The sequence below is a fragment of the Enterobacter genomosp. S genome, from assembly GCF_001631805.1.
In the GTDB taxonomy this organism is placed as follows: Bacteria; Pseudomonadota; Gammaproteobacteria; order Enterobacterales; family Enterobacteriaceae; genus Enterobacter; species Enterobacter quasihormaechei.
Genome location: NZ_LVVA01000004.1, coordinates 87,665 through 111,822, shown reverse-complemented (window position 1 = coordinate 111,822; position 24,158 = coordinate 87,665). Strand labels below are relative to the sequence as shown.

17 protein-coding genes, 1 pseudogene and 1 riboswitch are annotated in these 24,158 nt (G+C 57.3%); of the genes and pseudogenes, 6 read left to right on the top strand and 12 right to left on the bottom strand.

The window, feature by feature from the left end; all coding sequences use genetic code 11:
• Window positions 1-305: 305 nt before the first annotated feature.
• Both murI and btuB read right to left on the bottom strand, forming a co-directional pair.
• Entirely contained in the window at window positions 306-1,157 is an 852-nt protein-coding gene (gene murI / locus A3466_RS05485) for a glutamate racemase (protein ID WP_032608099.1), read from the bottom strand.
• Window positions 1,102-2,952 carry a TonB-dependent vitamin B12 receptor BtuB gene (gene btuB / locus A3466_RS05480; RefSeq protein WP_063449734.1) on the bottom strand — a complete coding sequence of 617 codons (1,851 nt, stop codon included), beginning with the start codon at window positions 2,950-2,952 and terminating at the stop codon, window positions 1,102-1,104. Before btuB ends, murI begins: the two co-directional genes overlap by 56 nt.
• 66 nt (window positions 2,953-3,018) lie before the next feature.
• Window positions 3,019-3,193: riboswitch (cobalamin riboswitch) on the bottom strand.
• Between the two features lie 104 nt (window positions 3,194-3,297).
• Between btuB and trmA the strand changes: the two genes are divergently transcribed.
• A complete protein-coding gene (gene trmA, locus A3466_RS05475; RefSeq protein WP_063449733.1) occupies window positions 3,298-4,398 on the top strand; it encodes a tRNA (uridine(54)-C5)-methyltransferase TrmA in 1,101 nt (366 codons plus the stop codon).
• Window positions 4,399-4,452: 54 nt separating this feature from the next.
• Here trmA and A3466_RS05470 read toward each other — a convergent pair whose 3' ends face one another.
• Both A3466_RS05470 and fabR read right to left on the bottom strand, forming a co-directional pair.
• Window positions 4,453-4,812 carry a YijD family membrane protein gene (locus tag A3466_RS05470; RefSeq protein ID WP_006808647.1) on the bottom strand — a complete coding sequence of 120 codons (360 nt, stop codon included), beginning with the start codon at window positions 4,810-4,812 and terminating at the stop codon, window positions 4,453-4,455.
• A 9-nt stretch (window positions 4,813-4,821) separates the two neighbouring features.
• Window positions 4,822-5,460: an HTH-type transcriptional repressor FabR gene (gene fabR / locus A3466_RS05465; protein WP_003862059.1), complete on the bottom strand. Its 639-nt coding sequence runs from the start codon at window positions 5,458-5,460 to the stop codon at window positions 4,822-4,824.
• 196 nt (window positions 5,461-5,656) lie between these two features.
• Here fabR and sthA point away from each other — a divergent pair, with 196 nt between their 5' ends.
• Window positions 5,657-7,057 carry a Si-specific NAD(P)(+) transhydrogenase gene (gene sthA / locus A3466_RS05460; RefSeq protein WP_003862057.1) on the top strand — a complete coding sequence of 467 codons (1,401 nt, stop codon included), beginning with the start codon at window positions 5,657-5,659 and terminating at the stop codon, window positions 7,055-7,057.
• On the opposite strand, the gene oxyR is transcribed toward sthA, so the two are convergent.
• From oxyR to argC, 4 genes are all read right to left on the bottom strand, one after another.
• On the bottom strand, window positions 7,040-7,957 hold the full coding sequence (gene oxyR, locus A3466_RS05455; protein ID WP_003862055.1) for a DNA-binding transcriptional regulator OxyR: 918 nt from the start codon (window positions 7,955-7,957) through the stop codon (window positions 7,040-7,042). The two genes, sthA and oxyR, sit on opposite strands and share 18 nt — an antisense overlap.
• A 293-nt stretch (window positions 7,958-8,250) precedes the next feature.
• The gene (gene argH / locus A3466_RS05450) at window positions 8,251-9,624 is read right to left on the bottom strand and encodes an argininosuccinate lyase (RefSeq protein WP_063449732.1); all 1,374 of its coding nucleotides are present in this window, start codon (window positions 9,622-9,624) and stop codon (window positions 8,251-8,253) included.
• A gap of 105 nt (window positions 9,625-9,729) precedes the next feature.
• The gene (argB, locus tag A3466_RS05445; protein WP_120286575.1) at window positions 9,730-10,506 is read right to left on the bottom strand and encodes an acetylglutamate kinase; all 777 of its coding nucleotides are present in this window, start codon (window positions 10,504-10,506) and stop codon (window positions 9,730-9,732) included.
• Window positions 10,507-10,512: 6 nt separating this feature from the next.
• Window positions 10,513-11,517, bottom strand: a complete 1,005-nt coding sequence (gene argC / locus A3466_RS05440) for an N-acetyl-gamma-glutamyl-phosphate reductase (RefSeq protein ID WP_063449730.1) — start codon at window positions 11,515-11,517, stop codon at window positions 10,513-10,515.
• 88 nt (window positions 11,518-11,605) lie between these two features.
• On the opposite strand from argC, the gene argE reads away from it, so the two are divergent.
• The 4 genes and pseudogenes from argE (at window position 11,606) to gldA (ending at window position 16,971) form a co-directional block, all read left to right on the top strand.
• Window positions 11,606-12,757 carry an acetylornithine deacetylase gene (argE, locus tag A3466_RS05435; protein WP_058610676.1) on the top strand — a complete coding sequence of 384 codons (1,152 nt, stop codon included), beginning with the start codon at window positions 11,606-11,608 and terminating at the stop codon, window positions 12,755-12,757.
• Between the two features lie 271 nt (window positions 12,758-13,028).
• Window positions 13,029-15,680, top strand: coding sequence for a phosphoenolpyruvate carboxylase (gene ppc / locus A3466_RS05430; RefSeq protein ID WP_063449729.1), 2,652 nt, complete (start codon window positions 13,029-13,031; stop codon window positions 15,678-15,680).
• Window positions 15,681-15,747: 67 nt separating this feature from the next.
• Window positions 15,748-15,855, top strand: a pseudogene (locus A3466_RS23620) (fructose-bisphosphate aldolase); the annotation flags it as partial.
• Window positions 15,856-15,867: 12 nt separating this feature from the next.
• On the top strand, window positions 15,868-16,971 hold the full coding sequence (gene gldA / locus A3466_RS05425) for a bifunctional L-1,2-propanediol dehydrogenase/glycerol dehydrogenase (protein WP_063449728.1): 1,104 nt from the start codon (window positions 15,868-15,870) through the stop codon (window positions 16,969-16,971).
• Between the two features lie 42 nt (window positions 16,972-17,013).
• Here the strand turns inward: gldA and katG are convergent, their stop codons facing one another.
• The 4 genes from katG to metB all read right to left on the bottom strand — a co-directional run bounded on the left by katG (window position 17,014) and on the right by metB (window position 24,051).
• Window positions 17,014-19,194 (bottom strand): catalase/peroxidase HPI, encoded by a 2,181-nt coding sequence (gene katG, locus A3466_RS05420; protein WP_063449727.1) that lies wholly within the window; start codon window positions 19,192-19,194, stop codon window positions 17,014-17,016.
• Between the two features lie 144 nt (window positions 19,195-19,338).
• On the bottom strand, window positions 19,339-20,229 hold the full coding sequence (gene metF / locus A3466_RS05415) for a methylenetetrahydrofolate reductase (RefSeq protein ID WP_063449726.1): 891 nt from the start codon (window positions 20,227-20,229) through the stop codon (window positions 19,339-19,341).
• A 226-nt stretch (window positions 20,230-20,455) separates the two neighbouring features.
• Window positions 20,456-22,888: a bifunctional aspartate kinase/homoserine dehydrogenase II gene (locus A3466_RS05410; RefSeq protein WP_063449725.1), complete on the bottom strand. Its 2,433-nt coding sequence runs from the start codon at window positions 22,886-22,888 to the stop codon at window positions 20,456-20,458.
• 2 nt (window positions 22,889-22,890) lie between these two features.
• Window positions 22,891-24,051 carry a cystathionine gamma-synthase gene (gene metB / locus A3466_RS05405; RefSeq protein WP_063449724.1) on the bottom strand — a complete coding sequence of 387 codons (1,161 nt, stop codon included), beginning with the start codon at window positions 24,049-24,051 and terminating at the stop codon, window positions 22,891-22,893.
• Between the last annotated feature and the right edge of the window lie 107 nt (window positions 24,052-24,158).

The window sequence follows — 24,158 nt, the reverse complement described above, 5'->3', positions numbered from 1 at the left end:
TTAACGTTAAGAATCCATGTCACTTTGAGTGCCCACACAGATTGTCTGATAAATTGTTAAAGAGCAGTTGCAACGCGGCTTTCAGCTCACCGTTGCGAGGTCCCGTATATTACGTTTTCCTCATTCAGAGTCAAGTAATTATTTTTACTTTTCTCTGTTGGCGTTCATCTCTGAACCCCGCTGTCCCGGCGGCTTGTAAGCCGTTGTTCCGTGTCAGTGGAGGCGCATTATAGGGAGTTCTCAGACGTTGACAACCCCTCTTTGAAAAAAAACGTTCAACCGTCTCTTTTTTGCTCAAAACCGTGCTACAGCGCCAGTTTTTCGAGCGTTTCGAAGCCGTAACGCTGTAAAACGGGCAAAAGTTGTTCAGTTTCTTTTGTTATCGCCATACAGAAAGCGATGTTCGCTTCCGCTGATTTCGCATCCGGCGCCTCGTGTTCCAGCAGCCAGGCCGTCCGACGCGCAATCGCCGCACCGGAATCTACCAGCCGGGTTCCTTCAGGCAGAACCTTTAACAGCTCTTCCTGTAACAGCGGGAAATGGGTACATCCAAGAACAACCGTATCCGGAGGTTCCTGCATCCGCAGCCATGGACGCAGAATGCGGCGCAGCTCTTCAAGCGAGACCGTCTCGCCGTGCAGCTTCGCTTCCGCCATTTCCACCAGCTCCGCGGAGCCGAGCATGGCGATCTGGCATTCATTGGCAAAGCGCTCAATAAGCTCGCGCGTATAAGGACGTTTTACCGTACCGCGCGTCGCCAGCAAACCCACGATGCCGTTCGCCGTCAGACGCGCAGCAGGTTTAATTGCCGGCACAACGCCCACAACCGGAAACGGGAATTTTTCGCGCAGGGCAGGAAGAGAGACCGTGCTTGCCGTATTGCAGGCAATCACCGCCAGCGCCAGGGGGTAGCGCTTTTGTACCGCGGTGACGATTTCAACCACGCGCTCAACGATAAAGTCTTCACTCTTTTCCCCATACGGGAACGCGACGTTATCGAAGGCGTAGATGTAATGCAGATCCGGCAGGAGCTGTCGAATCTCATCATAGACTGAAAGCCCACCGACGCCGGAATCAAACACCAGCACGGTGGGACGCGGATCAGAAGGTGTAGCTGCCAGACAAGGTGTATTCCCGTCCTGCAGTTTCGTAGCCATAAACTGTCTCGTAATCTTTATCGAACAGGTTGGCTATTTTACCACGAACTGTGAGATGAGAGGTGACAGGATATGAAACCGCGACATCCCACAGGCTGACGCCGCCCATTTTTACGCGTTCTGTTGCATAGGTATTGGGATCAACGGCAACGTCATAGCGGGTGCCCAGATAACGGTACGCCAGATTCCAGTCGAGGTCCCACACCTGCCAGTCAAGCTGATACTTAACCTGCTGCTTTGAGCGACGTGCCAGGACTTCGTTGGTTTTCGCATTGCGCGGGTCAACGTAGTCATAGGAAATTTGGTGCCCTACCGGTCCGGTATCGAACTGCGCCGTCGCCTCAATCCCTTTGATGCGAGCCTCATCCACGTTGTAATAACGATAGGTCCGCGGGTCGCTGTTAATCAGGTTATCAATATCATTACGATAACCCGTCACGCGCCAGTTTACTGGCCCCGTCAGGCCTTCAAAACCACCTTCCCACTGCTTACTCTCTTCTGGCTTCAGGTCCGGATTGCCGTAATCCTTACTGTGGATCTGGCTCATGGTCGGCGCTTTATACGCTGTGCCGTAAGAACCGATGATGCGATACCCGTCGATGAACTCCCATGCGGCGCTGGTCTGCCAGGTGGCATGATTGCCAAAGTTAGAGTTATCGTCATTACGCGCCGCCGCTTCCAGCGTCACGCTGTTGAACTGTTGCATCGCTGAAAGGAACACGCCGGTGTTACGCTGTTCGTAACCTTTTTCCAGATAGCCCGTTCCCGCCTGGGTTTTCTGCTTCTGCCAGTCCAGACCCGCGCTGATATTGCCGTGCCCCACCTCAACCGTATTCAGCCACTGGGTGGTGTACTGCTTCACGTCATCCATGGTTGCGGAATCAGCGTAGCGGCCTTTTTTCGGATCATAGTTCTGGTCTTTGCTGCGGCCATAGCCTGCCACCAGCTGTGACTGGAAAATACCCTGGTTGTAACGCAACCCGGTGTCCCAGTTCTGGCTGTAGACCTGACGCGTGTCCGGACGCCCGTCAATGCCGGTCGCGCCATAGTGATCGTAACCGTCGTACGCGGAGCGGTTATCGTAGCCAAAGCCACGGAAGAACCCGCTGACGCTGTCGGTAAACTGCTGTTCCACCGAGCCAAACAGAGATTTACTCATAAAACCATCGCGGTCTGGCTGGCGCGGGGCATCTTTTGCGGCAATATCAAAACCACGGGTATAGGTATAATCCCCGGCCATGGTGATTTTCGTTTTATCGAACACCTGCTGGAAGGCACCGTTATAGTTTTGATACCCCTTTGAACCAACGCCCGCCGAAATTTCCGCGCCCGGCTTATCGCGCCCGGTGATGATGTTAATCACGCCGCCAATCGCGTCGGAGCCGTACAGCGCCGAACGCGGGCCGCGAATGTACTCAATACGCTGAATCAGCGAGGTCGGGATCTGACTTAAGTCGGGAACGTTGCTGATCCCGGCATTGTTCAGGGGGATGCCATCAATCAGCACCAGAACATGACGGGATTCCGTACCGCGAATAAACGTAGAAGAGGCCGACCCCATCCCACCGCTTTGTGCGATGTCCACGCCCGGCAGGCGTGACATGATTTCCACAACGCTCGTTGCCTGCCAGCGTTCAATATCCTCACGCGTCACGACGGATGTCGGAGCCAGAACGGTTTTTGCCGGTTGTTCGAAACGGTTTGCTGTCACCACCAACGAGTCAGCGCTTTCCTGCGCCCAGCCCGAAAATGCCGTGACGGAAAACGCCGTCAACAGCGATACTTTTTTAATCATTGTTAAAGCATCCATAATATAAGAAGGATGCCGCAGGCCTCATCGATAGCACGCGATGATGAAACCAAATGCGACGTGGTTCCGGCAGGTCTTCGGGCTGGGTGGCGTTTATGGATGAAGACTTCCCGTTTTCACAGTGTCTGTAACTCTCATCCAGCCAGTCTTTACCGCTGCGCGTCAGCTCCAGATTTGCACTGGATTCCCTTTTCACTCTCAGGAGACCGGAAACAGAATGCTACAATTAGACACGTATAGATGTCCAGATAGCTATTAGCCATTAAATCTGGACATCCCCTGCACAATCCCTACAATCCCCGCGTAATTCTTTCTCACTCAGGATGCATCATGACCCCAGAACACCTCCCGACAGAACAGTACGACGCACAGCTGGCAGAAAAAGTTGTCCGCCTGCAAAGTATGATGACGCCATTCAACGCGCCCGTTCCTGAGGTGTTTCGTTCTCCGGTCAGCCACTACCGTATGCGCGCCGAGTTTCGCATCTGGCACGATGGCGATGACCTGTACCACATCATTTTCGATCAGCAGACGAAATCCCGCATTCGCGTAGACAGTTTTCCGGCGGCAAGTGAACTGATAAACCAGCTGATGACGCTGATGATTGACGGCGTGCGCAACAATCCGGTGCTGCGCAACAAGCTGTTCCAGATTGACTACCTGACTACCCAAAGCAATCAGGCCATTGTCTCTCTGCTCTATCATAAAGCGCTGACCGACGAGTGGCGCGAGCAGGCCGAAGCCCTGCGCGATGCGCTGCGCGCGCAGAACATCAACGTGCACCTGATCGGCCGCGCGACCAAAACCAAAATCATGCTGGATCAGGATTACGTCGACGAGCGACTGCCGGTAGCGGGTAAAGAGATGATTTACCGTCAGGTGGAGAACAGCTTCACCCAGCCGAACGCCGCCATGAACGTGCAGATGCTGGAGTGGGCGCTGAACGCGACCGAAGGGTCGACGGGCGATCTGCTGGAACTGTACTGCGGTAACGGTAACTTCTCGCTGGCGCTGGCGCGTAACTTCGAGCGCGTGCTGGCAACGGAAATTGCCAAACCGTCGGTGGCGGCCGCGCAGTACAACATCGCCGCTAACCACATCGATAACGTACAAATCATTCGTATGGCGGCAGAAGAGTTTACCCAGGCGATGAATGGCGTACGTGAGTTTAACCGCCTGCAAGGCATTGATTTGAAGAGCTACCAGTGCGAGACGATTTTTGTCGACCCGCCGCGCAGCGGCCTGGACAGCGAAACCGAGAAGATGGTGCAGGCGTACCCGCGTATTTTGTACATCTCCTGTAACCCGGAGACGCTGTGCAAGAATCTGGAAACATTGAGCCAGACGCACAAGGTTGAACGTCTGGCGCTGTTCGATCAGTTCCCGTATACGCACCATATGGAGTGCGGCGTACTGCTCACGGCGAAGTAACTAGCCGGCGTTTTGGCAGGTGGCGCTTCGCTTACCTGCCCTACTCAGAACTCATTACTCTGGCAGTTGGCTCTTGCGGCTACGCATGCGCGAGCCAATCCAGAACACCAGCGCCACGGACAGTACCGCAGGCAGGAAGTTAGAGCCAATATCCGGGTATTCCGCACGCACCACGGTGCTGTACAGCAGCACACCCAGGATAAAACTGGCTGCGGCCAGCCCCGGTAACCCGACAGGCATGGTGCGGTTCAGATAACGTTGATGCAGGCAGTACACCGTCAGCACCAGCGCGATAATCGGGAAAATCGAGAACGGTACAATTGAGCTGAAAACCGCCGCAAACGTACCATTAATGGATAAGCCAGCGATCAATGCCAGCAACAGCGTTCCTTTATCCTGACCTGACTGTTTCATTACTCACCTTCACTCATCGTTTTGATGTGCCAACTTCTCTTGTTCACGGCGATACCAGTAGTACGCACCTTTAGAAATCATCCGCAGTTGCAATACCAGTCGCTCTTCGAGTTGCTTACGTTGTTCAATGCTGACGTCGAGCGCTTCGGCACCCGCGCTGAACACAATCGTCACCATCGCCTCAGCCTGTGCTTCGGTAAACGCACGCGGCATATGGTTTTCGAGTTCCAGATAGTCGGCAAGTTCCGCGATGAAGTGCTGAATTTCACGCGCGACGGCGGCACGAAACGCGGCTGACGTCCCGGAACGCTCACGCAGCAGCAGGCGAAACGCGTTAGGGTTATTGCCGATAAATTCCATAAACGTCGACACGGAGGTGCGGATCACGCTGCCGCCTTTGGCGATACGTTGACGCGCCTGACGCATAAGCTGGCGCAGCATTAAACCGCTCTCGTCGACCATGGTCAGGCCCAGTTCATCCACATCACGGAAATGACGATAGAAGGACGTTGGCGCAATCCCGGCCTCGCGCGCCACTTCACGCAGGCTCAAACTGGCAAAACTCCGCTCAGCACTCAGTTGACTGAATGCGGCTTCCACCAGCGAACGCCGGGTTTTCTCTTTTTGTTGTGCTCTTACGCCCATCACGATATTTGAATCCTTCCAAAGGCCCGTTGGCACTATACCAGAGAATAAAATTAATCTGTTTACCTGGCTTTGTGAATGATTGTTTACGCGCGGTTTGTGCTCCACTGCCCGAAAAAAGCACAACGATAATTGGGTTACCCAGGCAATGATGTTATGATTCTGTTGCTTTTATGTATAAGAACAGGTAAGCCTTGCCATGCCACATTCCTACGATTACGACGCAATAGTTATTGGTTCCGGCCCCGGCGGCGAAGGTGCTGCTATGGGTCTGGTAAAACAGGGAGCCAGAGTAGCGGTTATTGAGCGCTACCATAATGTTGGCGGCGGTTGCACCCACTGGGGCACCATCCCTTCGAAAGCCCTCCGCCACGCCGTTAGCCGCATTATCGAATTTAACCAGAACCCTCTTTACAGCGACCACTCCCGACTTCTTCGTTCCTCCTTTGCCGATATCCTGAATCACGCAGACACGGTCATTAACCAGCAGACGCGCATGCGTCAGGGTTTCTATGAGCGCAACCACTGTGAAATTCTGCAAGGCAACGCCCATTTTGTGGATGAACACACCCTGGCGCTGGAGTGCCACGACGGTTCGGTTGAGACGCTCACCGCTGAAAAATTTGTGATCGCCTGCGGTTCCCGTCCGTACCATCCGGCAGACGTGGACTTCTCGCACCCGCGCATTTACGACAGCGACTCCATCCTCAGCCTGCATCACGAGCCACGCCATGTGATCATCTATGGTGCGGGGGTGATTGGCTGTGAATATGCGTCGATCTTCCGCGGAATGGAGGTCAAAGTTGACCTGATTAACACCCGCGACCGTCTGCTGGCGTTCCTCGATCAGGAGATGTCCGACTCTCTCTCCTACCACTTCTGGAACAGCGGCGTGGTGATTCGCCACAACGAAGAGTACGAGAAGATTGAGGGTTGCGACGACGGTGTGATCATGCACCTGAAGTCTGGTAAGAAGCTGAAGGCAGACTGCCTGCTGTACGCCAACGGCCGTACCGGCAATACGGATTCGTTGCAACTGGAGAATATCGGGCTCGAAACCGACAGTCGCGGTCAGCTGAAGGTCAACAGCATGTATCAGACCGCGCTGCCGCACGTATACGCGGTGGGCGACGTGATTGGTTACCCAAGCCTGGCCTCCGCCGCGTACGATCAGGGCCGCATCGCCGCACAGGCGCTGGTGAAAGGTGAAGCGACGGCGCATCTGATCGAAGATATCCCGACGGGTATCTACACCATTCCGGAAATCAGTTCTGTCGGGAAAACCGAGCAGCAGCTGACGGCCATGAAGGTGCCTTACGAGGTGGGTCGTGCCCAGTTTAAACATCTGGCGCGGGCGCAAATCGTGGGGATGAGCGTGGGTACGCTGAAGATCCTGTTCCATCGCGAGACGAAAGAGATCCTCGGTATTCACTGCTTCGGTGAACGCGCGGCGGAAATCATTCACATCGGCCAGGCGATCATGGAGCAAAAAGGTGGTGGCAACACCATTGAGTACTTCGTTAACACCACCTTTAACTACCCGACCATGGCGGAAGCCTATCGGGTAGCCGCGCTGAACGGCTTAAACCGCCTGTTTTAACGCGCTGTCGAAATGGCCATCCATCGCACCGCGGATGGCCTCTGCCAACTGCTCATATCGGCTGCGCAGCGGTGACCCCGGACGATAAACCAGACCAATGGTACGACGCGGCTCCGGCTTGATGCACGGCAGATAGACCACGCCATCGCGTTTACGCTCGTGCGGCACCGCCAGCGCCGGCAGCAGCGTAATACCGCTTCCCGCCGCCACCATATTACGCAGCGTTTCCAGACTGGTTGCGCGGAAATGGGTATCTTCGTCAGCGCCCGCTTCGAAGCAGAAGCCCATCGCCTGATCGCGCAAGCAGTGACCGTCTTCCAGCATCAGCAGCTTTTCCCCGGCCAGATCGGCCATCGGCACGCGATCGCGGTTCGCCCACGGGTGATCTTCATAGATCGCCAGCATCATCGGTTCGTCGAACAGCGGGACTTCAATAAACGCTTCACTCTCTTTAACGAGCGCCAGAATCGCACAGTCGAGCTTGCCGCTGTCCAGCTGCGCCAGCAGCTGATGGGTTTGCGCTTCGTGCAGGTACATTTCGAGTTTCGGGAACGTCTGGTGCAGCATTGGAATGATTTGCGGCAACAGGTACGGGCCAACGGTTGGGATCAGGCCAATATGCAGCGGGCCGGACATCGCCTCCCCCTGCTGGCTTGCCATTTCCTTGAGCACTTTGACCTCGCGCAGCACGGTGCGCGCCTGATCCACCAGCAGCAGTCCTGCCTGGGTGAACAGTACCTTACGACTGGTGCGCTCCAGCAGCATTACGCCCAGCTCATCTTCCAGCTTGCGGATCTGTCCGCTCAGGGTTGGCTGGCTGACGTGGCAGGAATCTGCCGCGCGGCGAAAATGGCGGTGCTCGGCTAACGCTACCAGGTATTCAAGATCACGAATATTCATTATTCATCCTCCGTCGCCACGATAGTTCATGGCGATAGATAGCATAGCAATGAACGATTATCCCTATCAAGCATTCTGTTGAATAATACGCCACATAGACGAGGCGGCCGTGTTTGACCCTTGACGTCCCCGCACCGTCAGCGAGTTTCTCTCAAAACTCGAAAAACTAAAGCCAACGTGAACTTTTGCGGACCCCGTGGTCCGCTTTTTTTTGCAAAAAAAAGCCCAACTCAGGGCTGGGCTGGGGTTTTGTAGGTCGGGTAAGGCGAAACCGCCACCCGACGTTTCAGGCATCAAATCAGGCGGTTTTTCGCATCCGCAATCGCCTGCGCCACCTGCTTCGGCGATACGCCGCCTTTCGCTGCGCGCTTATCCAGGCAGGATTGCAGGGCCAGAATCGGATAAACGTCATCCCCGATAACCGCGCTGAATTTTTGCAGGTCGGCCAGCGCGAGCTCTTCAAGGGCTTTACCCTGACGAATCGCTTCCACTACCGCTTCGCCCACAATATGGTGCGCCTCACGGAACGGTACGCCTTTCGCCACCAGGTAGTCCGCCAGCTCGGTAGAGTTAGCATAGCCCTGCTGCGCCGCTTCCTGACAGCGCGGACGTTTCACCTGAATGCCGTCCAGCACCAGCGCACCCATGTGCAGACAGTCCAGCCAGGTGTCGAGCGCGTCGAACAGCCCTTCTTTGTCTTCCTGCATATCTTTGTTATACGCCAGCGGCAGCCCTTTCAGGGTCATCATCATGCCGGTGAGCGCGCCCTGCACGCGACCGCACTTACCGCGGATCAGCTCCAGCGCGTCCGGGTTTTTCTTCTGCGGCATCAGGGATGAGCCTGAGGTCACGCGGTCGGACAGCTCCACGAAGCCCGCTTCGCCAGAGTTAAAGAAGATCAGGTCTTCGGCAAAGCGCGACAGGTGCACCATCCCGATAGACGCATTCGACAGCAGCTCCAGCACGTGGTCACGGTCAGAGACGCTGTCCAGGCTGTTGCGGGTGGCGGAAGCAAAGCCCAGCCAGCCTGCCAGCTGCTCGCGGTCGATTTCATATGCCGTACCGGCCAGCGCGCCGCTGCCCAGCGGGCTTACGTCCAGACGCGTTAAGGTATCCTGCAACCGGCTTTCATCACGCGCCAGCATCTCAACGTAGGCCAGACACCAGTGCGCGAACGTCACCGGCTGCGCGCGTTGCAGATGAGTATAACCCGGCATCACCGCGTCCTGATTGTTCTGGGCGGTTTCCACCAGTGCGCCCTGCAACTGACGATTTGCCGCCAGCAGTTCGCCTATGGTCTCTTTGCACCACAGCTTCAGATCGGTCGCAACCTGGTCATTACGGCTACGCCCGGTATGCAGTTTTTTACCCAGCTGGCCGACTTTGTCGATCAGTTTGCCTTCCACCCAGCTGTGAATATCTTCGGCATCGCTCTGGAGAATTTGCTGCGGATCCAGACGCACCTCTTCCAGCAGGTTGTTCAGCGCCTCTTCCAGCTGCTGCTGTTCGTCTGCGGTCAGCACGCCAACGGTCACCAGCGCTTTGGACCAGGCCACAGAGCCGACGATATCCTGTTCGGCCAGGCGGTAGTCAAAGCGCAAAGAGTCGTTGAACTGTTTGAACCGCTGATCCGCTGCCTGTGTAAAACGCCCACCCCAAAGTGCCATAACGAATTTCCTTAATGATGATATTTTTGCCCGGTGGCGCTGCGCTTACCGGGCTTACAAAATTCACATAGGCCGGATAAGCGAAGCGCCATCCGGCACAGAATCTTAAGCCAGAATACGCGTACCAATCGGCGTACCGTTAAACAGCGCCGGAAGCTGCTCCGCGTGGCGCCAGGAGGCGATATCCACCGGGCGACCCAGCGTGCGCGCCGCATCCAGCGCCGCATTCACCTTAACGATCATGCCGTCGGTAATAATGCCCTGAGCGATCAGCTGCTCGGCTTTTGCGGCGGTCATTTCCGCAATACGCTGGCCTTTGCCGTCCAGAATGCCGCTCACGTCGGAGAGCAGGATCAGGTCAGCGCCCAGCGTGGCCGCCAGGGCGGTTGCCGCCTGGTCCGCGTTAACGTTCATCAGCTCGCCTGCTTCGGTCACGCCGATAGAGCTCACTACCGGCAGAAAACCGCCTTCCAGCAGGGTGTTAATCAGCTTAGGCGAACCTGGCTGCGCCAGTCCAACATGGCCGAGCTCTTCGTCAAGCTGGGTCACTTTTACGCTGTCACCGTCGCCCAGGTAGAGGCCAACGGAGGCGATATGGTGTTTCTTCGCCCATGCCAGCAGCGTTTTGTTCGCCGTGCCCGCCAGTGCGCCGGTAATGATGTCAATCTGGTCAGCAGGGGTGACGCGCAGGCCATTTTTCTTTTTCACCGGCAGATTCAGCCCTTTCATCAGCTCATCCACCACGCAGCCGCCGCCGTGCACAATCACCAGCGGACGCTGGTGCGATTCGCGATAGTTCACCAGCGCGGTAAACAGGCGCTCCAGCGCTTCTTCGCTGTCCAGCAGCACACCACCGAGTTTGATAATTAATGGGTTCATCATCACACCTTAAATAAGAGCCTGCGTTTCAGGGAAGCCGAAACGAATATTTGCACACTGCATTGCCTGTGCGGCAGCGCCTTTGAGTAAGTTATCTTCTGCGGCAACCACAATCAGATGCTCGCCCTGTACGGCAAAGCCGATGTCGCAGAACGGCAGGCCAACCACGTTTTTCAATGCCGGCACGCCTTTGTCGTACAGACGCACCAGCGGTTTATCCGCGTATGCCTGCGTGAAGGCCTCGCTCACCTGCGCCTGGGTCACGCCCGGCTTCAGGCGGCAGGTAATGGTTTCGAGGATCCCGCGCGGGAAGCTGCCGAGGTGCGGGGTGAAGATCACCTCCGCGCCCAGATGCGTGGTGATTTCAGGGTGATGACGGTGATTAAACACGCCATACGGCTGAAGGCTCACTTCGCAGAAGCTGTTGGAGATAGCGGCCTTGCGCCCTGCTCCGCTCACGCCGCTGGTGGCGTTGATCACCGGCCACTGATGCAGATCCAACAGACCGGCGTCGATCAATGGCTTCAGGGAGAGCTGAGCCGCCGTCGGGTAGCAGCCCGGCACGGCAATGAGGTTCGCTTCTTTCAGTTTATCGACGCTCCACTCCGCCAGGCCGTACACCGCTTTTTCAAGCAGATCCGGATGCTGATGGGTGAAACCGTAATATTTTTCGTAGAACGCGCTGTCGTTTACGCGAAATGCGCCGGAGAGGTCAAAGACCACGCAGCCGGCCGCTAAAAATTGCGGCGCCAGGTCGTGGCTGACTTCATGCGCCGTGGCTAAAAACACCACGTCAACGCCATCGGTGAACTCGCTGATGTCGGACATCGGCTGCAACGGCAGATCGACAATGCCTTTAAGCTGCGGATGCAAATCAGAAATTAACTTTCCGGCATCATTGCTTTGCGCTGACACGGTCAAAGCGGTTATGGTCATATGAGGGTGGCGATTTACGTAGCTTACAAGCTCTGCGCCCGCATAACCGCTAGCGCCTACAATCAGCGTATTCAACATCGGGTTCCTTTATGCTCAACGTTAATGTATTTTTATTCACATTTATTGCATGAATATTGATACTATCACGACCTAAGGTGTGTCAACAATGAAAATGAACTTACCGCCATTTATCGAGATCTACCGCGCCCTGATTGCCACACCGTCCATCAGTGCGACCGAAGAAGCGCTGGATCAGAGCAATGAGTCTTTAATCAATCTGCTGGCGGGTTGGTTTAGCGATCTTGGGTTTAACGTTGAGGTTCAGCCCGTTCCCGGAACACGCCACAAATTTAACCTGCTCGCCAGTACCGGAACCGGTGCGGGCGGCCTGCTGCTGGCCGGTCATACCGACACCGTGCCGTTTGACGATGGCCGCTGGACGCGGGATCCGTTCACGCTGACCGAACACGACAACAAGCTCTACGGTCTCGGCACGGCGGACATGAAAGGCTTCTTCGCCTTTATCCTCGACGCGCTGCGTGACGTGGACGTGACAACCCTGAAAAAGCCGCTCTACATTCTGGCGACCGCCGATGAAGAGACCAGCATGGCGGGCGCACGTTATTTCTCTGAAAACACAGCGATTCGCCCGGACTGCGCGATCATCGGCGAGCCCACCTCTCTGCAACCGATTCGTGCACATAAAGGGCATATTTCTACTGCGGTGCGCGTGCTGGGCCAGTCCGGTCACTCCAGCGATCCGGCGCGCGGCGTGAACGCCATTGAGCTAATGCATGACGCCATTGGCCGCATCATGACCCTGCGCGACGATTTGAAAGAGCGTTATCACTACGAGGCGTTTACCGTGCCTTATCCAACGCTGAACCTCGGTAGCCTGCACGGCGGCGATGCGTCCAACCGTATCTGTGCCTGCTGCGAACTGCATATGGATATTCGTCCGCTGCCGGGCATGACGCTGAGCGATCTGGATGGCCTGCTGAACGAAGCGCTAGCACCGGTGAGCGAGCGCTGGCCGGGACGCCTGACGGTCTCTGAACTGCATCCGCCGATTCCAGGCTACGAATGCCCGCCAGACCATCAGCTGGTTCAGGTCGTGGAAAAACTGCTCGGCGAGAAAACCGACGTGGTGAACTACTGCACCGAAGCGCCGTTTATTCAGACCCTGTGCCCGACGCTGGTCCTTGGTCCTGGCTCCATTAACCAGGCCCATCAGCCGGATGAATATCTGGAAACCCGCTTCATCAAGCCCACCCGCGAGCTGATTACCCAGGTTGTGCATCACTTCTGCTGGCATTAAAACCGCACCGAAAAGTCCCCTCTCCCTGTGGGAGAGGGTTAGGGTGAGGGCAACAAATCGCATGATCACCGTCACATTCCCATAAGCATCTCTTATCTGACGCGAAGCGAATTAAATTTCGTAAATTGCCCGCATTTATTCGTTTGCTGAACCGTTTTCGCAGCAATTGACGACGGGGGTTTTACGTGGCTTTATAAAGGGAGATGACAAAATAATGTCCAGAAGATTTTCGCCTGGGCATAAACAAAAATGATGGGGTGACTGGGTTTTTATGAACGAACAATATTCCGCGTTGCGTAGTAATGTCAGCATGCTCGGCAAAGTGCTTGGAGATACCATCAAAGACGCATTAGGGGAGAACATCCTCGACCGCGTTGAAACCATCCGCAAGCTGTCCAAATCTTCCCGTGCCGGTAACGAGGCCAGTCGTCAGGAGCTGCTCACCACCTTGCAGAACCTTTCTAACGATGAGCTGCTGCCCGTTGCCCGCGCCTTTAGCCAGTTCCTGAACCTGGCAAACACCGCTGAGCAATATCACAGCATTTCGCCAAAAGGCGAAGCGGCCAGCAACCCGGAAGTCATTGCCCGCACCCTTCGTAAACTCAAAGACCAGCCCGACCTCAACGAAGCGACCATCAAAAACGCGGTGGAATCCCTTTCGCTGGAGCTGGTTCTGACCGCTCACCCAACCGAAATCACCCGTCGTACGCTGATCCACAAAATGGTGGAAGTGAACAACTGCCTGAAGCAGCTGGATAACAAAGACATTGCCGACTACGAACGTAACCAGCTGATGCGCCGTCTGCGCCAGCTGATTGCCCAGTCCTGGCACACCGATGAAATTCGTAAGCATCGCCCAAGCCCGGTCGACGAAGCCAAATGGGGCTTTGCGGTGGTGGAAAACAGCCTGTGGGAAGGGGTGCCTAACTACCTGCGCGAGCTGAACGAACAGCTGGAAGAGAACCTCGGCTATCGCCTGCCGGTAGACTTTGTGCCGGTTCGCTTTACCTCCTGGATGGGCGGTGACCGCGACGGCAACCCGAACGTGACGGCGGAAATCACCCGTCACGTCCTGCTGCTGAGCCGCTGGAAAGCGACCGACCTGTTCCTGAAAGATATTCAGGTGCTGATCTCCGAGCTGTCGATGGTAGAAGCAACGCCGGAACTGCGTGCGCTGGCCGGTGAAGAAGGTGCCAGCGAGCCGTACCGTTTCCTGATGAAAAAACTGCGCGGTCAGCTGCTTGCAACTCAGGCCTGGCTGGAAGCGCGCCTGAAAGGCCAGCGCCTGCCAAAGCCAGAAGGTCTGCTGAGCCAGAACGAACAGCTCTGGGAACCGCTGTATGCCTGTTATAAATCGCTCCAGGCCTGCGGAATGGGCATTATTGCGAATGGCGAACTGCTCGATACCCTGCGCCGCGTGAAGTGTTTCGGCGTACCGCTGGTGCGTATCGACGTCCGTCAGGAAAGTACCCGCCATACCGAAGCGCTGGGCGAACTGACCCGCTATCTCGGCATCGGCGACTATGAAAGCTGGTCAGAAGCCGACAAGCAGGCGTTCCTGATCCGCGAGCTGAACTCCAAGCGCCCTCTGCTGCCGCGCAACTGGGAGCCAAGCAATGATACCCGCGAAGTGCTCAACACCTGTAAAGCGATCGTGGATGCGCCGAAAGGATCGGTGGCCGCCTATGTGATCTCCATGGCGAAAACCCCGTCCGACGTGCTGGGCGTTCACCTTCTGCTGAAAGAAGCGGGCATCGACTACGCTCTGCCTGTCGCGCCGCTGTTTGAGACCCTCGACGACCTGAACAACGCCAACGACGTGATGACCCAGTTGCTGAACATCGACTGGTATCGCGGCTTTATTCAGGGCAAACAGATGGTGATGATTGGCTATTCCGACTCCGCGAAAGATGCGGGCGTGATGGCCGCTTCCTGGGCGCAGTATCAGGCGCAGGATGCGCTGATCAAAACCTGCGAGAAAGCCGGTATTGAGCTGACCCTGTTCCACGGGCGCGGCGGCTCCATTGGCCGTGGCGGTGCGCCTGCCCACGCAGCGCTGCTCTCTCAACCGCCGGGAAGCCTGAAAGGCGGCCTGCGCGTGACCGAGCAGGGCGAGATGATCCGCTTTAAGTACGGCCTGCCGGAAGTGACCATCAGCAGCCTGTCGCTCTATACCAGCGCGATCCTGGAAGCCAACCTGCTGCCACCGCCGGAGCCAAAAGAGTCCTGGTGCCGCATCATGGACGAGCTGTCAGACATCTCCTGCGATCTGTACCGCGGCTACGTGCGTGAAAACAAAGACTTCGTGCCTTACTTCCGTTCAGCAACGCCTGAGCAGGAGCTGGGTAAACTACCGCTGGGTTCGCGTCCGGCCAAGCGTCGCCCGACCGGCGGCGTCGAGTCCCTACGCGCCATTCCGTGGATCTTCGCCTGGACGCAAAACCGCTTAATGCTGCCCGCCTGGCTGGGTGCCGGTGCGGCGCTGCAAAAAGTGGTGGAAGACGGTAAGCAGAGCGAGCTGGAAACCATGTGCCGCGACTGGCCGTTCTTCTCCACTCGCCTGGGCATGCTGGAGATGGTCTTCTCGAAAGCCGACCTGTGGCTGGCGGAATACTACGATCAGCGCCTGGTGAAACCAGAGCTGTGGACGCTGGGTAAAGAGCTGCGCGAACTGCTGGAAGGCGACATCAAGGTGGTGCTGGATATCGCCAACGATTCCCACCTGATGGAAGACCTGCCGTGGATCGCCGAATCAATCCAGTTGCGTAACATCTACACCGACCCGCTGAACGTTTTACAGGCTGAACTGCTGCACCGTTCCCGCCTGGCGGAAGAGGAAGGTAAAGAGCCGGATCCGCGCGTTGAACAGGCGCTGATGGTGACGATTGCCGGCGTTGCGGCGGGTATGCGTAACACCGGTTAATGCTTAATGCCCGGCAGCGCTAAGCCTGCCGGGCACATCTCGAGCTTCCCTCTTCCCTACCGCCCGTAAGGCAATCACGCTTCCCTTAGACATAGCGCAACAAATGTCCGGCACGCCGGGAGTAGAGTCACTCTCAGAGCCGTTCGAACAGGACAGGATTTACCTCAAACGCTAAGGGAGTAATGTTATGGACCGTATTATTCAATCCCCGGGAAAATACATCCAGGGTGCTGATGTGCTCACCCGTCTCGGCGACTATCTGAAGCCGCTGGCAGCCCGCTGGCTGGTGGTGGGCGATAAGTTTGTGCTGGGTTTTGCTGAAGAAACCCTGCGCCAGAGCTTCAGACAAGCCGATCTCCATGCCGAAATTGCGCCGTTTGGCGGCGAATGTTCGCAAAATGAAATCGATCGTCTGAAAAAACTGGCCGACAGCGCCGACTGTCTGGCAGTGCTGGGTATCGGCGGCGGTAAAACGCTGGATACTGCCAAAGCGCTTGCGCACTTTATGAACGTTCCGGTTGCCGTTGCCCCGACCATCGCCTCCACCGATGCGCCGTGCAGCGCCCTGTCCGTGATTTACACCGACAGCGGTGAGTTCGAGCGTTATCTGATGCTGCCGCACAACCCGAACATGGTGATTGTCGACACCAAAGTGGTGGCGGGTGCACCAGCTCGCCTGCTCGCCGCCGGGATTGGCGACGCGCTGGCTACCTGGTTTGAAGCGCGCGCCTGCTCGCGCAGCGGCGCCACGACCATGGCGGGCGGCAAGTGCACGCAGGCGGCGCTAGCGCTGGCAGAGCTGTGCTACAACACGCTGGTTGAAGAGGGTGAGAAAGCGATGCTGGCGGCAGAGCAGCACGTGGTGACGCCCGCGCTGGAACGCATTATCGAAGCCAACACCTATCTCAGCGGCGTGGGTTTTGAAAGCGGCGGTCTGGCGGCGGCGCACGCCATTCACAACGGCATGACGGCGGTACCGGATGCACATCATTTCTACCACGGTGAAAAGGTCGCGTTCGGCACGCTGACGCAGCTGGTTCTGGAGAACGCGCCGGTTGAAGAAATAGAGACCGTCGCCGCGCTTTGCCACAGCGTTGGGCTGCCGATCACCCTGGCGCAGCTAAACATCAAAGAGGATATCCCGGCCAAAATGCGGCTGATCGCGGAAGCGTCCTGTGCCGAAGGGGAAACCATTCATAACATGCCTGGCGGCGTAACGGCGGATCAGGTGTATGCGGCGCTGCTGGTTGCGGACCAGTACGGACAGCGTTTCCTCCAGGAGTGGGAGTAATAAAAAAGCCGGGTAAGGCGTAGCCGCCACCCGGCACAAGGGTTACTTCACGTCAAACCGGTCCAAATCCATCACTCGCGCCCACGCGGCAACGAAATCACGAACGAACTTTTCGTGCGCATCGCTGCTGGCGTAAACCTCGGCCAGCGCGCGCAGGACAGCGTTTGAACCGAAGACCAGGTCAGCGCGGGTGGCGGTGTATTTCACCTCGCCGCTGGCGCGATCGCTCCCGGCAAACAGCTCGTTTGAGTCGTCGATCGCTTTCCACTGGGTGTTCATATCCAGCAGGTTCACGAAGAAATCGTTGCTCAGCACGCCCTCGCGGTTAGTGAACACGCCATTCTTGCTGCCGTCGAAGTTTGCACCCAGTACGCGCAGGCCGCCGATCAGCACCGTCAGCTCCGGCGCGGTCAGGGTCAGCTGCTGGGCTTTGTCGATCAGCAGCGACTCGGTGGTAGACACATCCACCTGTGCGCGATAGTTACGGAAACCGTCGGCAATCGGCTCGAGCAGGTTAAACATCTCGATATCCGTCTGGTCCTGACGTGCATCCACACGGCCCGGCGTGAACGGCACGTTGACGTAAACGCCTGCCGCTTTCGCTGCCTGCTCAACGCCCACAACGCCCGCCAGCACGATGATATCCGCAAGTGACGCTTTGTTGGTGGTGCGCTGGATCGCTTCCAGCGCCGGCAGCGCGCGAACCGCTGCGGCGTTAACGTCCCAGTCGCGCTGAGGCGCCAGCGCCAGACGTGCACCGTTGGCGCCGCCACGCTTGTCGCCGCCGCGGAAGGTGGATGCCGACGCCCAGGCCACGGAAACCAGCTCGCTCACGGAGAGTCCCGAGGCCGCGATTTCCGCTTTCAGGCTTTCGATATCTTCCTGCGTTGGATGGAACACCGGCTGAGGCAGTGGATCCTGCCAAATCAGATCTTCTTTCGGCACTTCCGGGCCGATGTACCGCGCTTTTGGCCCCATATCGCGGTGGGTCAGTTTGAACCACGCGCGCGCGAAGGCTTCGTTGAAGGCCTGCGGATCGTTCAGGAAGCGACGGGAAATTTTCTCGAATTCCGGGTCAAAACGCAGCGTCAGGTCGGTGACCAGCATGGTTGGCTTACGTTTTTTCGACGGGTCGAACGGGTCAGGCATGATCTCTGGCGCATCCACGGCTTCAAACTGAATCGCGCCCGCCGGGCTGCGGGTCTGCACCCATTCGTACTTGAACAGGTTCTCAAAGAAGTAGTTGCTCCACTGGGTCGGGGTTTGCGACCAGATGACTTCCAGCCCGGAGGTAATGGCGTCAGCGCCAATTCCGGTGCCGTGGGTGCTGGTCCAGCCTAAGCCCTGCGCTTCAATCGGCGACGCTTCCGGGTCGGTGCCCACGTGCGTGGCTTCCCCTGCGCCGTGCGTTTTACCGAGCGTATGGCCGCCGGCAATCAGTGCGACGGTCTCTTCATCGTTCATGCCCATGTTGCCAAAGGTGGCGCGGATTGCTGCCGCCGCGGACAACGGTTCACCGCTGGCATTTGGTCCTTCCGGATTAACGTAAATCAGGCCCATTTCAGTGGCCGCCAGCGGGCGCTTCGCCAGCGCTTCCGGGTCACGGTGGGTCAGCCAGGCTTTTTCATCGCCCCAGTTCACGTCCAGATCCGGTTCCCAGACGTCTTCACGCCCGGCACCAAAACCAAAGGTGCGGAAGCCGGAGTTCTCCAGCGCCACGTTACCCGCGAGGATAAACAGGTCGGCCCAGGAGATTTTTTGTCCGTATTTTTGCTTGACTGGCCACAGCAGGCGGCGCGCCTTGTCCAGGCTGACGTTATCCGGCCAGGAGTTCAGGGGCGCGAAGCGCTGCTGACCGCGACCTGCGCCACCGCGACCGTCCACGGAGCGATAGGTGCCCGCGCCGTGCCAGGCCATACGGATAAACAGGCCCGCATAGCTGCCCCAGTCGGCAGGCCACCACGGCTGAGAATCGGTTAACAGGGCCTTGAGATCGCCCTTAAGGGCAGAATAGTCGAGCTTGCTGAATTCTTTGCGGTAGTCGAAGTCTTCACCCAGTGGGTTTGAACGGCTGGAGTGTTGATTAAGTAGATCGATGCGGAGTTGTTTAGGCCACCACTCTTTGCTGCTGGTACCTGCACCCGCGCTATGATCGACGCCGCCCTGATGGAACGGACATTTGCCGGCGGATGCCGCGTTATTGGTCTCGTCTGACATGCTCATCGCTATGCTCCCTTTACAGTGTTACCGTTACGATATACACCACTAGCGATAAGAGATAGTTGAATTAATCCACAGATTCGATAGTTAATACCTTTTAACTATCGGTTCGATTAAAAATCCCTCATCTTTGTGAGGGATTTTGCTTTACAGGGCAGGACGAACGCCCAGCGTGTGGCAAATGGCGTAACTCATTTCCGCGCGGTTCAGCGTGTAGAAGTGGAAATCCTTCACCCCTTCGCGGCTCAAGATCTTCACCATGTCCATGGCGATATTGGCGCCCACCAGCTTGCGCGTTTCCGGATCGTCGTCCAGCCCTTCGTACATTTTGGACATCCACAGCGGAATGCGAACGTTAGTCATATCGGCGAACTTCTTCGCCTGTTTGAAGTTCGAGACCGGCAAAATGCCCGGGATGATTTCAACATCAATACCCGCCGAGACGCAGCGGTCGCGAAAGCGCAGATAGCTTTCCACGTCAAAGAAGAACTGAGTAATCGCGCGGTTGGCACCGGCCTCCACTTTACGCTTCAGGTTCAGCAGGTCGGCCTGGGCGCTTTTTGCTTCCGGGTGTACTTCAGGATACGCCGCAACGGAAATATCGAAGTCCGCCACCTCTTTCAGCAGCCCGACCAGATCGGCAGCAAACATCTCTGGCTTACCGCTGCCCGGCGGAAGGTCGCCGCGCAGGGCCACAATGTGGCGAATGCCGTTATTCCAGTAGTCCTGAGCGATGGCGCGCAGCTCGTCGCGGGTGGCGTCGATACAGGTCAGGTGCGGCGCCGCTTCCAGGCCGGTTCGGTCTTTAATGCCCTTAATGATGCTGTGCGTGCGGTCACGCTCGCCGGAGTTGGCCCCGTAGGTTACGGAAACAAACTTCGGTTTAAGACTGCTCAGGCGATCGATAGAGCTCCACAGGGTTTGCTCCATTTCACTGGTGCGCGGCGGGAAAAATTCAAAAGAGACGTTAATCTGGCCGTTAACTTCTGCCAGGCTCTGATTCAGGGCTTCCCGCTGGTTGGCGTGAAAAAAGCTCATACCTTACCTCTACCTTTCGCGTGTCGTTGTTTATTGTGCTATGAACTTCTATACGTTTAGACGTCCAGATGTAAAAATGACGGAAAAGCGGAGTGGCGTCAACTGAAATAATCAACAATAACGGTGAGGATTGCTCAGGGAAGATGAGGGGCGTTCATGATGGGGGTGAGTGCGGTCTGCTGCCCTCACCCTAACCCTCTCCCACAGGGAGAGGAAACAAGCGAGATTACAGCAGCTTAGCCAGACGGTTGATGTCAGACTGGATTGCCCCGGCGGTGACATCGCGTCCCGCGCCCGGGCCACGGATCACAAGCGGGTTATCGCGGTACCAGCGGCTTTCGATGGCGAAGACGTTATCGCACGGCAGCAGGGCGGCCAGCGGATGCTCAGGACGCACCGCCTCCACGCCCACGCGCGCTTTACCGTTCGCCTCGAAGCGTGCCACGTAGCGCAGCACCAGGCCCATCTCGTTTGCCGCTTCCAGGCGCTGCACCATCTGCTCGTTCAGCTCATCGCCGTTCTCGAAGAAGTGATCAACGGACCCTTCCTCGCAGCACGCAGGCACCAGCGACTCAACGCGCACCTGACCCGGTTCAATGTCGTAGCCCGCTTCACGCGCCAGGATCACCAGCTTGCGCATCACGTCTTTACCGGCAAGGTCAACGCGCGGATCCGGCTCGGTTAAGCCCTGCTGCCACGCTTGATCCACCAGGTCGGTGAACGGAACGGTGCCATCAAACTGCAAAAACAGCCAGGAGAGCGTGCCGGAGAATATGCCGCTCAGCGCCAGAATGCTGTCGCCGCTTTCAATCAGGTCACGCACGGTATGGTTAACCGGCAGACCTGCGCCAACGGTGGCGTTGTAAAGCCAGTGACGGCCCGTTTTTTCGAACGCGTCGTGGATCTGGCGGTATTTATCGGTACTGCTCGCTCCCGCCAGCTTGTTGGCGCTGATGACGTGGAAACCGTGGCTGGCGAAATCCAGATACTGATCGGCCAGCTGTTCGCTGGCGGTAACGTCCAGTACCACCAGATCGTCATACGGGTGCGCGCGCATCCACAGGAACAGCGACTCTTCATCCTGCTCAACGGCTTCATCGTTAAAGAAGGCCAGCGCCCGGCTGGCGTCCAGCCCTTCGTAGTTCAGCAGGCTGCGGCGGCTGTCCACCACGCCCGCAAGAATAAATTCGAATCCGGTACGCGCCGAAAGCGTCACCTGCTCACGGGCGAACAGCTCCAGCCAGCGGGAACCGATATTCCCTTTCCCGAACAGCACCAGGCCGATGCGTTTCTCCGCGCGGAACAACGAGGTGTGCAGGCCCTGAATCAGGCTCTCAGTTGGCCCTTTACGCAGCACGGCAACCAGGCTGATGCCCTCTTCCGACTGCCAGGTAAACTCAACCGGCTGGCCTTTTAGCTGCTGCCAGAAGCGGTGGCAGTGCAGCGGATTACGGGTGACGCCCGCGCCCACCATCGCCACCAGCGCCAGCCCCTGACGCAGGCGAAGCTCGCCCGGCAGGCCCGCTTCATCAAGAATTTTTAATGCGCTGTCCACCACTTCGGCGGTATAGCAGAACTGCAACAGCTGGCGGTCATTATGCACGCCAACGGCCAGCGGACGTACCTGCGCACGTTTCAGGATCGTATCGATATCTTTATGCGCCAGCCTGAAGTCCTGGCCCGCAGGCACCTGGAACTCAATCAGGCAGATGTCATCATGACTGGTGACAATACGCGCCCCCGTGCCGGATGCCAGCACGCGCTCAATGCGGGTGGAGCCCTGATCCGGCGTGTAGCTACAGCGTAGTTGCAGGTCAATGTCGCTGCCGGAAACCGGCTGTAGCGTGCGCGCATGCAGTACCGGGGCCGCCAGACGCGCCAGCTCGCTCGCTTCGTCGAGACGCAGCAGCGGCAGCAGGCAGGCATCTTTTACTTTACGCGGATCCGCGCTGTACACACCCGCGACATCGCTCCAGATGGTGACGCGGGATACGCCCGCCAGGGCACCGATCTGCGTTGCCGAGTAGTCAGAGCCGTTGCGGCCCAGCAGTACGGTTTCGCCCGCGTTGCTGCGGCTGATAAAGCCGGTGACGACAATACGTTTCCCGGGATGTTGCACCAGCAACTGTTGCAGCAGCGGATAGGACAGCCCTTCGTCCACCTGCGGCTGTGCGGCGCGTTCAGCACGCAGGAAATCACGCGCGTCGAGCCAGGCGGCGTCCACGCCAAGATGTTGCAGCACGGCGGCCATCAGGCGCGCAGACCACACTTCACCGTGACCCACCACTTCGGCATACACCGCATCGGTGATCCCGCTGTCCAGCAGGGCCGCCAGACGCTCAAGGTCGTGCGTGAAGGCACTAATCAGCCCGTCCGCCACGTCCGCAGGCAGCAGGCCGGCAATCAGCTCGCTCTGGTAACGACGTAAAGACTGTTGCACCTGATGCGCAGAGAGGCGATCGGTCTGGCTCAGTTTCAGCCAGCTGATCAACTGGTTGGTGGTGCTGCCCGCCGCGGAGACAACCATCATGTCCCCCGGCTGTGAATACTCGGTCATGATCCCTGCGACACGCAGGTAACATTTCACATCAGCAAGACTACTACCACCAAACTTGTGCAGCTGACGACCCTTCGCCCCTGCCTGCGCTATCACACTCATGATTACCCCTTGGCTGCGACCCGGAAGCCATTTTCCAGGTCGGCAATTAAATCTTCAGAATCTTCAATACCGGTCGAGATACGCAGCAGCGTCTCGGAAATCCCGGCGGCGGCACGTGCTTCCGGTGCCATACCTGCGTGCGTCATGGTTGCGGCGTGGGAGATCAAGCTCTCAACTCCCCCTAAGGATTCCGCCAGCGTAAACAATGACAACCCGCTCAGGAAGCGACGCAGCGTTTGCTCGTCACCATCCAGTTCAAAACTTAACATCGCGCCAAATCCCTTCTGCTGGCGCGCGGCAATTTCGTGCCCCTGGTTTTCCGGCAGCGACGGGTGATAAAGCTTCTTCACCAGCGGCTGGGTTTGCAGGAAATCCACGATCGCCTGGGCATTGCGCTGCGCCACGTCCATACGCGGCGACAGCGTGCGGATGCCGCGTAACAGCAGGTAGCTGTCGAACGCGCCCGCGGTGACGCCGATATTATTGGCCCACCATGCCAGTTCCGTAACAACGTCGGGATCTTTTGCAATCACCACGCCCGCCACCACGTCAGAATGGCCGTTCAGATATTTAGTGCATGAATGCAACACCAGATCGGCACCCAGTGCCAGTGGGTTCTGAAGGGCCGGACTGAGGAACGTATTATCCACTACACTTATCGCTCCCGCATCCCTTGCGAGCTGACAAATTTTCGCAATGTCGACAACGCGCAACAATGGGTTGCTTGGACTTTCCACCAGAACCAGCTTCGGCTGCTCGGCAAGCGCCTGTTTCAGCGCCTGTTCGTCGTTTTGATCGACAAACAACACGCGGTAGCAGCCACGCTTTGCCAGGCTGTCAAACAGACGATAGCTGCCGCCGTAACAGTCGTGCGGTGCTACAAGCAGATCGCCAGGCTTCAGGAACACCGTGGTCACCAGGTGAATAGCAGACATGCCGGTATTGGTTAATACCGCACCCGCGCCGCCTTCCAGTTCCGCCAGCGCGCGCTGAGTGACGTCACGCGTAGGATTGCCGCGACGCGAGTAATCATGCGCGCGGGGTTCATTAAATCCGGTGAAATTGTAGGTACTGGAGAGATGAATCGGCGGGACAACGCAGCCGTACTGCTCGTCATCGTTCAATCCGCTACGCACTGCGATGGTGGCCTGTTTACGCGTCATGGTGAGGCTTCCTGGCGAATGAGGTGAAAAGTCAGGCACCAGAGTAAACATTGAAAGTATGGACGTCAATACATCTGGACATCTAAACTTCTTTGCGTATAGATTGA

What these genes read in the sequence shown, in the direction of transcription:
- oxyR (WP_003862055.1), bottom strand. Translation starts at nt 7,957, where the DNA reads ATGAATATTCGTGATCTTGAATACCTGGTAGCGTTAGCCGAGCACCGC.
- metB (WP_063449724.1), bottom strand. Translation starts at nt 24,051, where the DNA reads ATGACGCGTAAACAGGCCACCATCGCAGTGCGTAGCGGATTGAACGAT.
- metF (WP_063449726.1), bottom strand. Translation starts at nt 20,229, where the DNA reads ATGAGCTTTTTTCACGCCAACCAGCGGGAAGCCCTGAATCAGAGCCTG.
- argB (WP_120286575.1), bottom strand. Translation starts at nt 10,506, where the DNA reads ATGATGAACCCATTAATTATCAAACTCGGTGGTGTGCTGCTGGACAGC.
- ppc (WP_063449729.1), top strand. Translation starts at nt 13,029, where the DNA reads ATGAACGAACAATATTCCGCGTTGCGTAGTAATGTCAGCATGCTCGGC.
- argH (WP_063449732.1), bottom strand. Translation starts at nt 9,624, where the DNA reads ATGGCACTTTGGGGTGGGCGTTTTACACAGGCAGCGGATCAGCGGTTC.
- argC (WP_063449730.1), bottom strand. Translation starts at nt 11,517, where the DNA reads ATGTTGAATACGCTGATTGTAGGCGCTAGCGGTTATGCGGGCGCAGAG.
- gldA (WP_063449728.1), top strand. Translation starts at nt 15,868, where the DNA reads ATGGACCGTATTATTCAATCCCCGGGAAAATACATCCAGGGTGCTGAT.
- katG (WP_063449727.1), bottom strand. Translation starts at nt 19,194, where the DNA reads ATGAGCATGTCAGACGAGACCAATAACGCGGCATCCGCCGGCAAATGT.
- murI (WP_032608099.1), bottom strand. Translation starts at nt 1,157, where the DNA reads ATGGCTACGAAACTGCAGGACGGGAATACACCTTGTCTGGCAGCTACA.
- sthA (WP_003862057.1), top strand. Translation starts at nt 5,657, where the DNA reads ATGCCACATTCCTACGATTACGACGCAATAGTTATTGGTTCCGGCCCC.
- A3466_RS05410 (WP_063449725.1), bottom strand. Translation starts at nt 22,888, where the DNA reads ATGAGTGTGATAGCGCAGGCAGGGGCGAAGGGTCGTCAGCTGCACAAG.
- btuB (WP_063449734.1), bottom strand. Translation starts at nt 2,952, where the DNA reads ATGATTAAAAAAGTATCGCTGTTGACGGCGTTTTCCGTCACGGCATTT.
- A3466_RS05470 (WP_006808647.1), bottom strand. Translation starts at nt 4,812, where the DNA reads ATGAAACAGTCAGGTCAGGATAAAGGAACGCTGTTGCTGGCATTGATC.
- argE (WP_058610676.1), top strand. Translation starts at nt 11,606, where the DNA reads ATGAAAATGAACTTACCGCCATTTATCGAGATCTACCGCGCCCTGATT.
- trmA (WP_063449733.1), top strand. Translation starts at nt 3,298, where the DNA reads ATGACCCCAGAACACCTCCCGACAGAACAGTACGACGCACAGCTGGCA.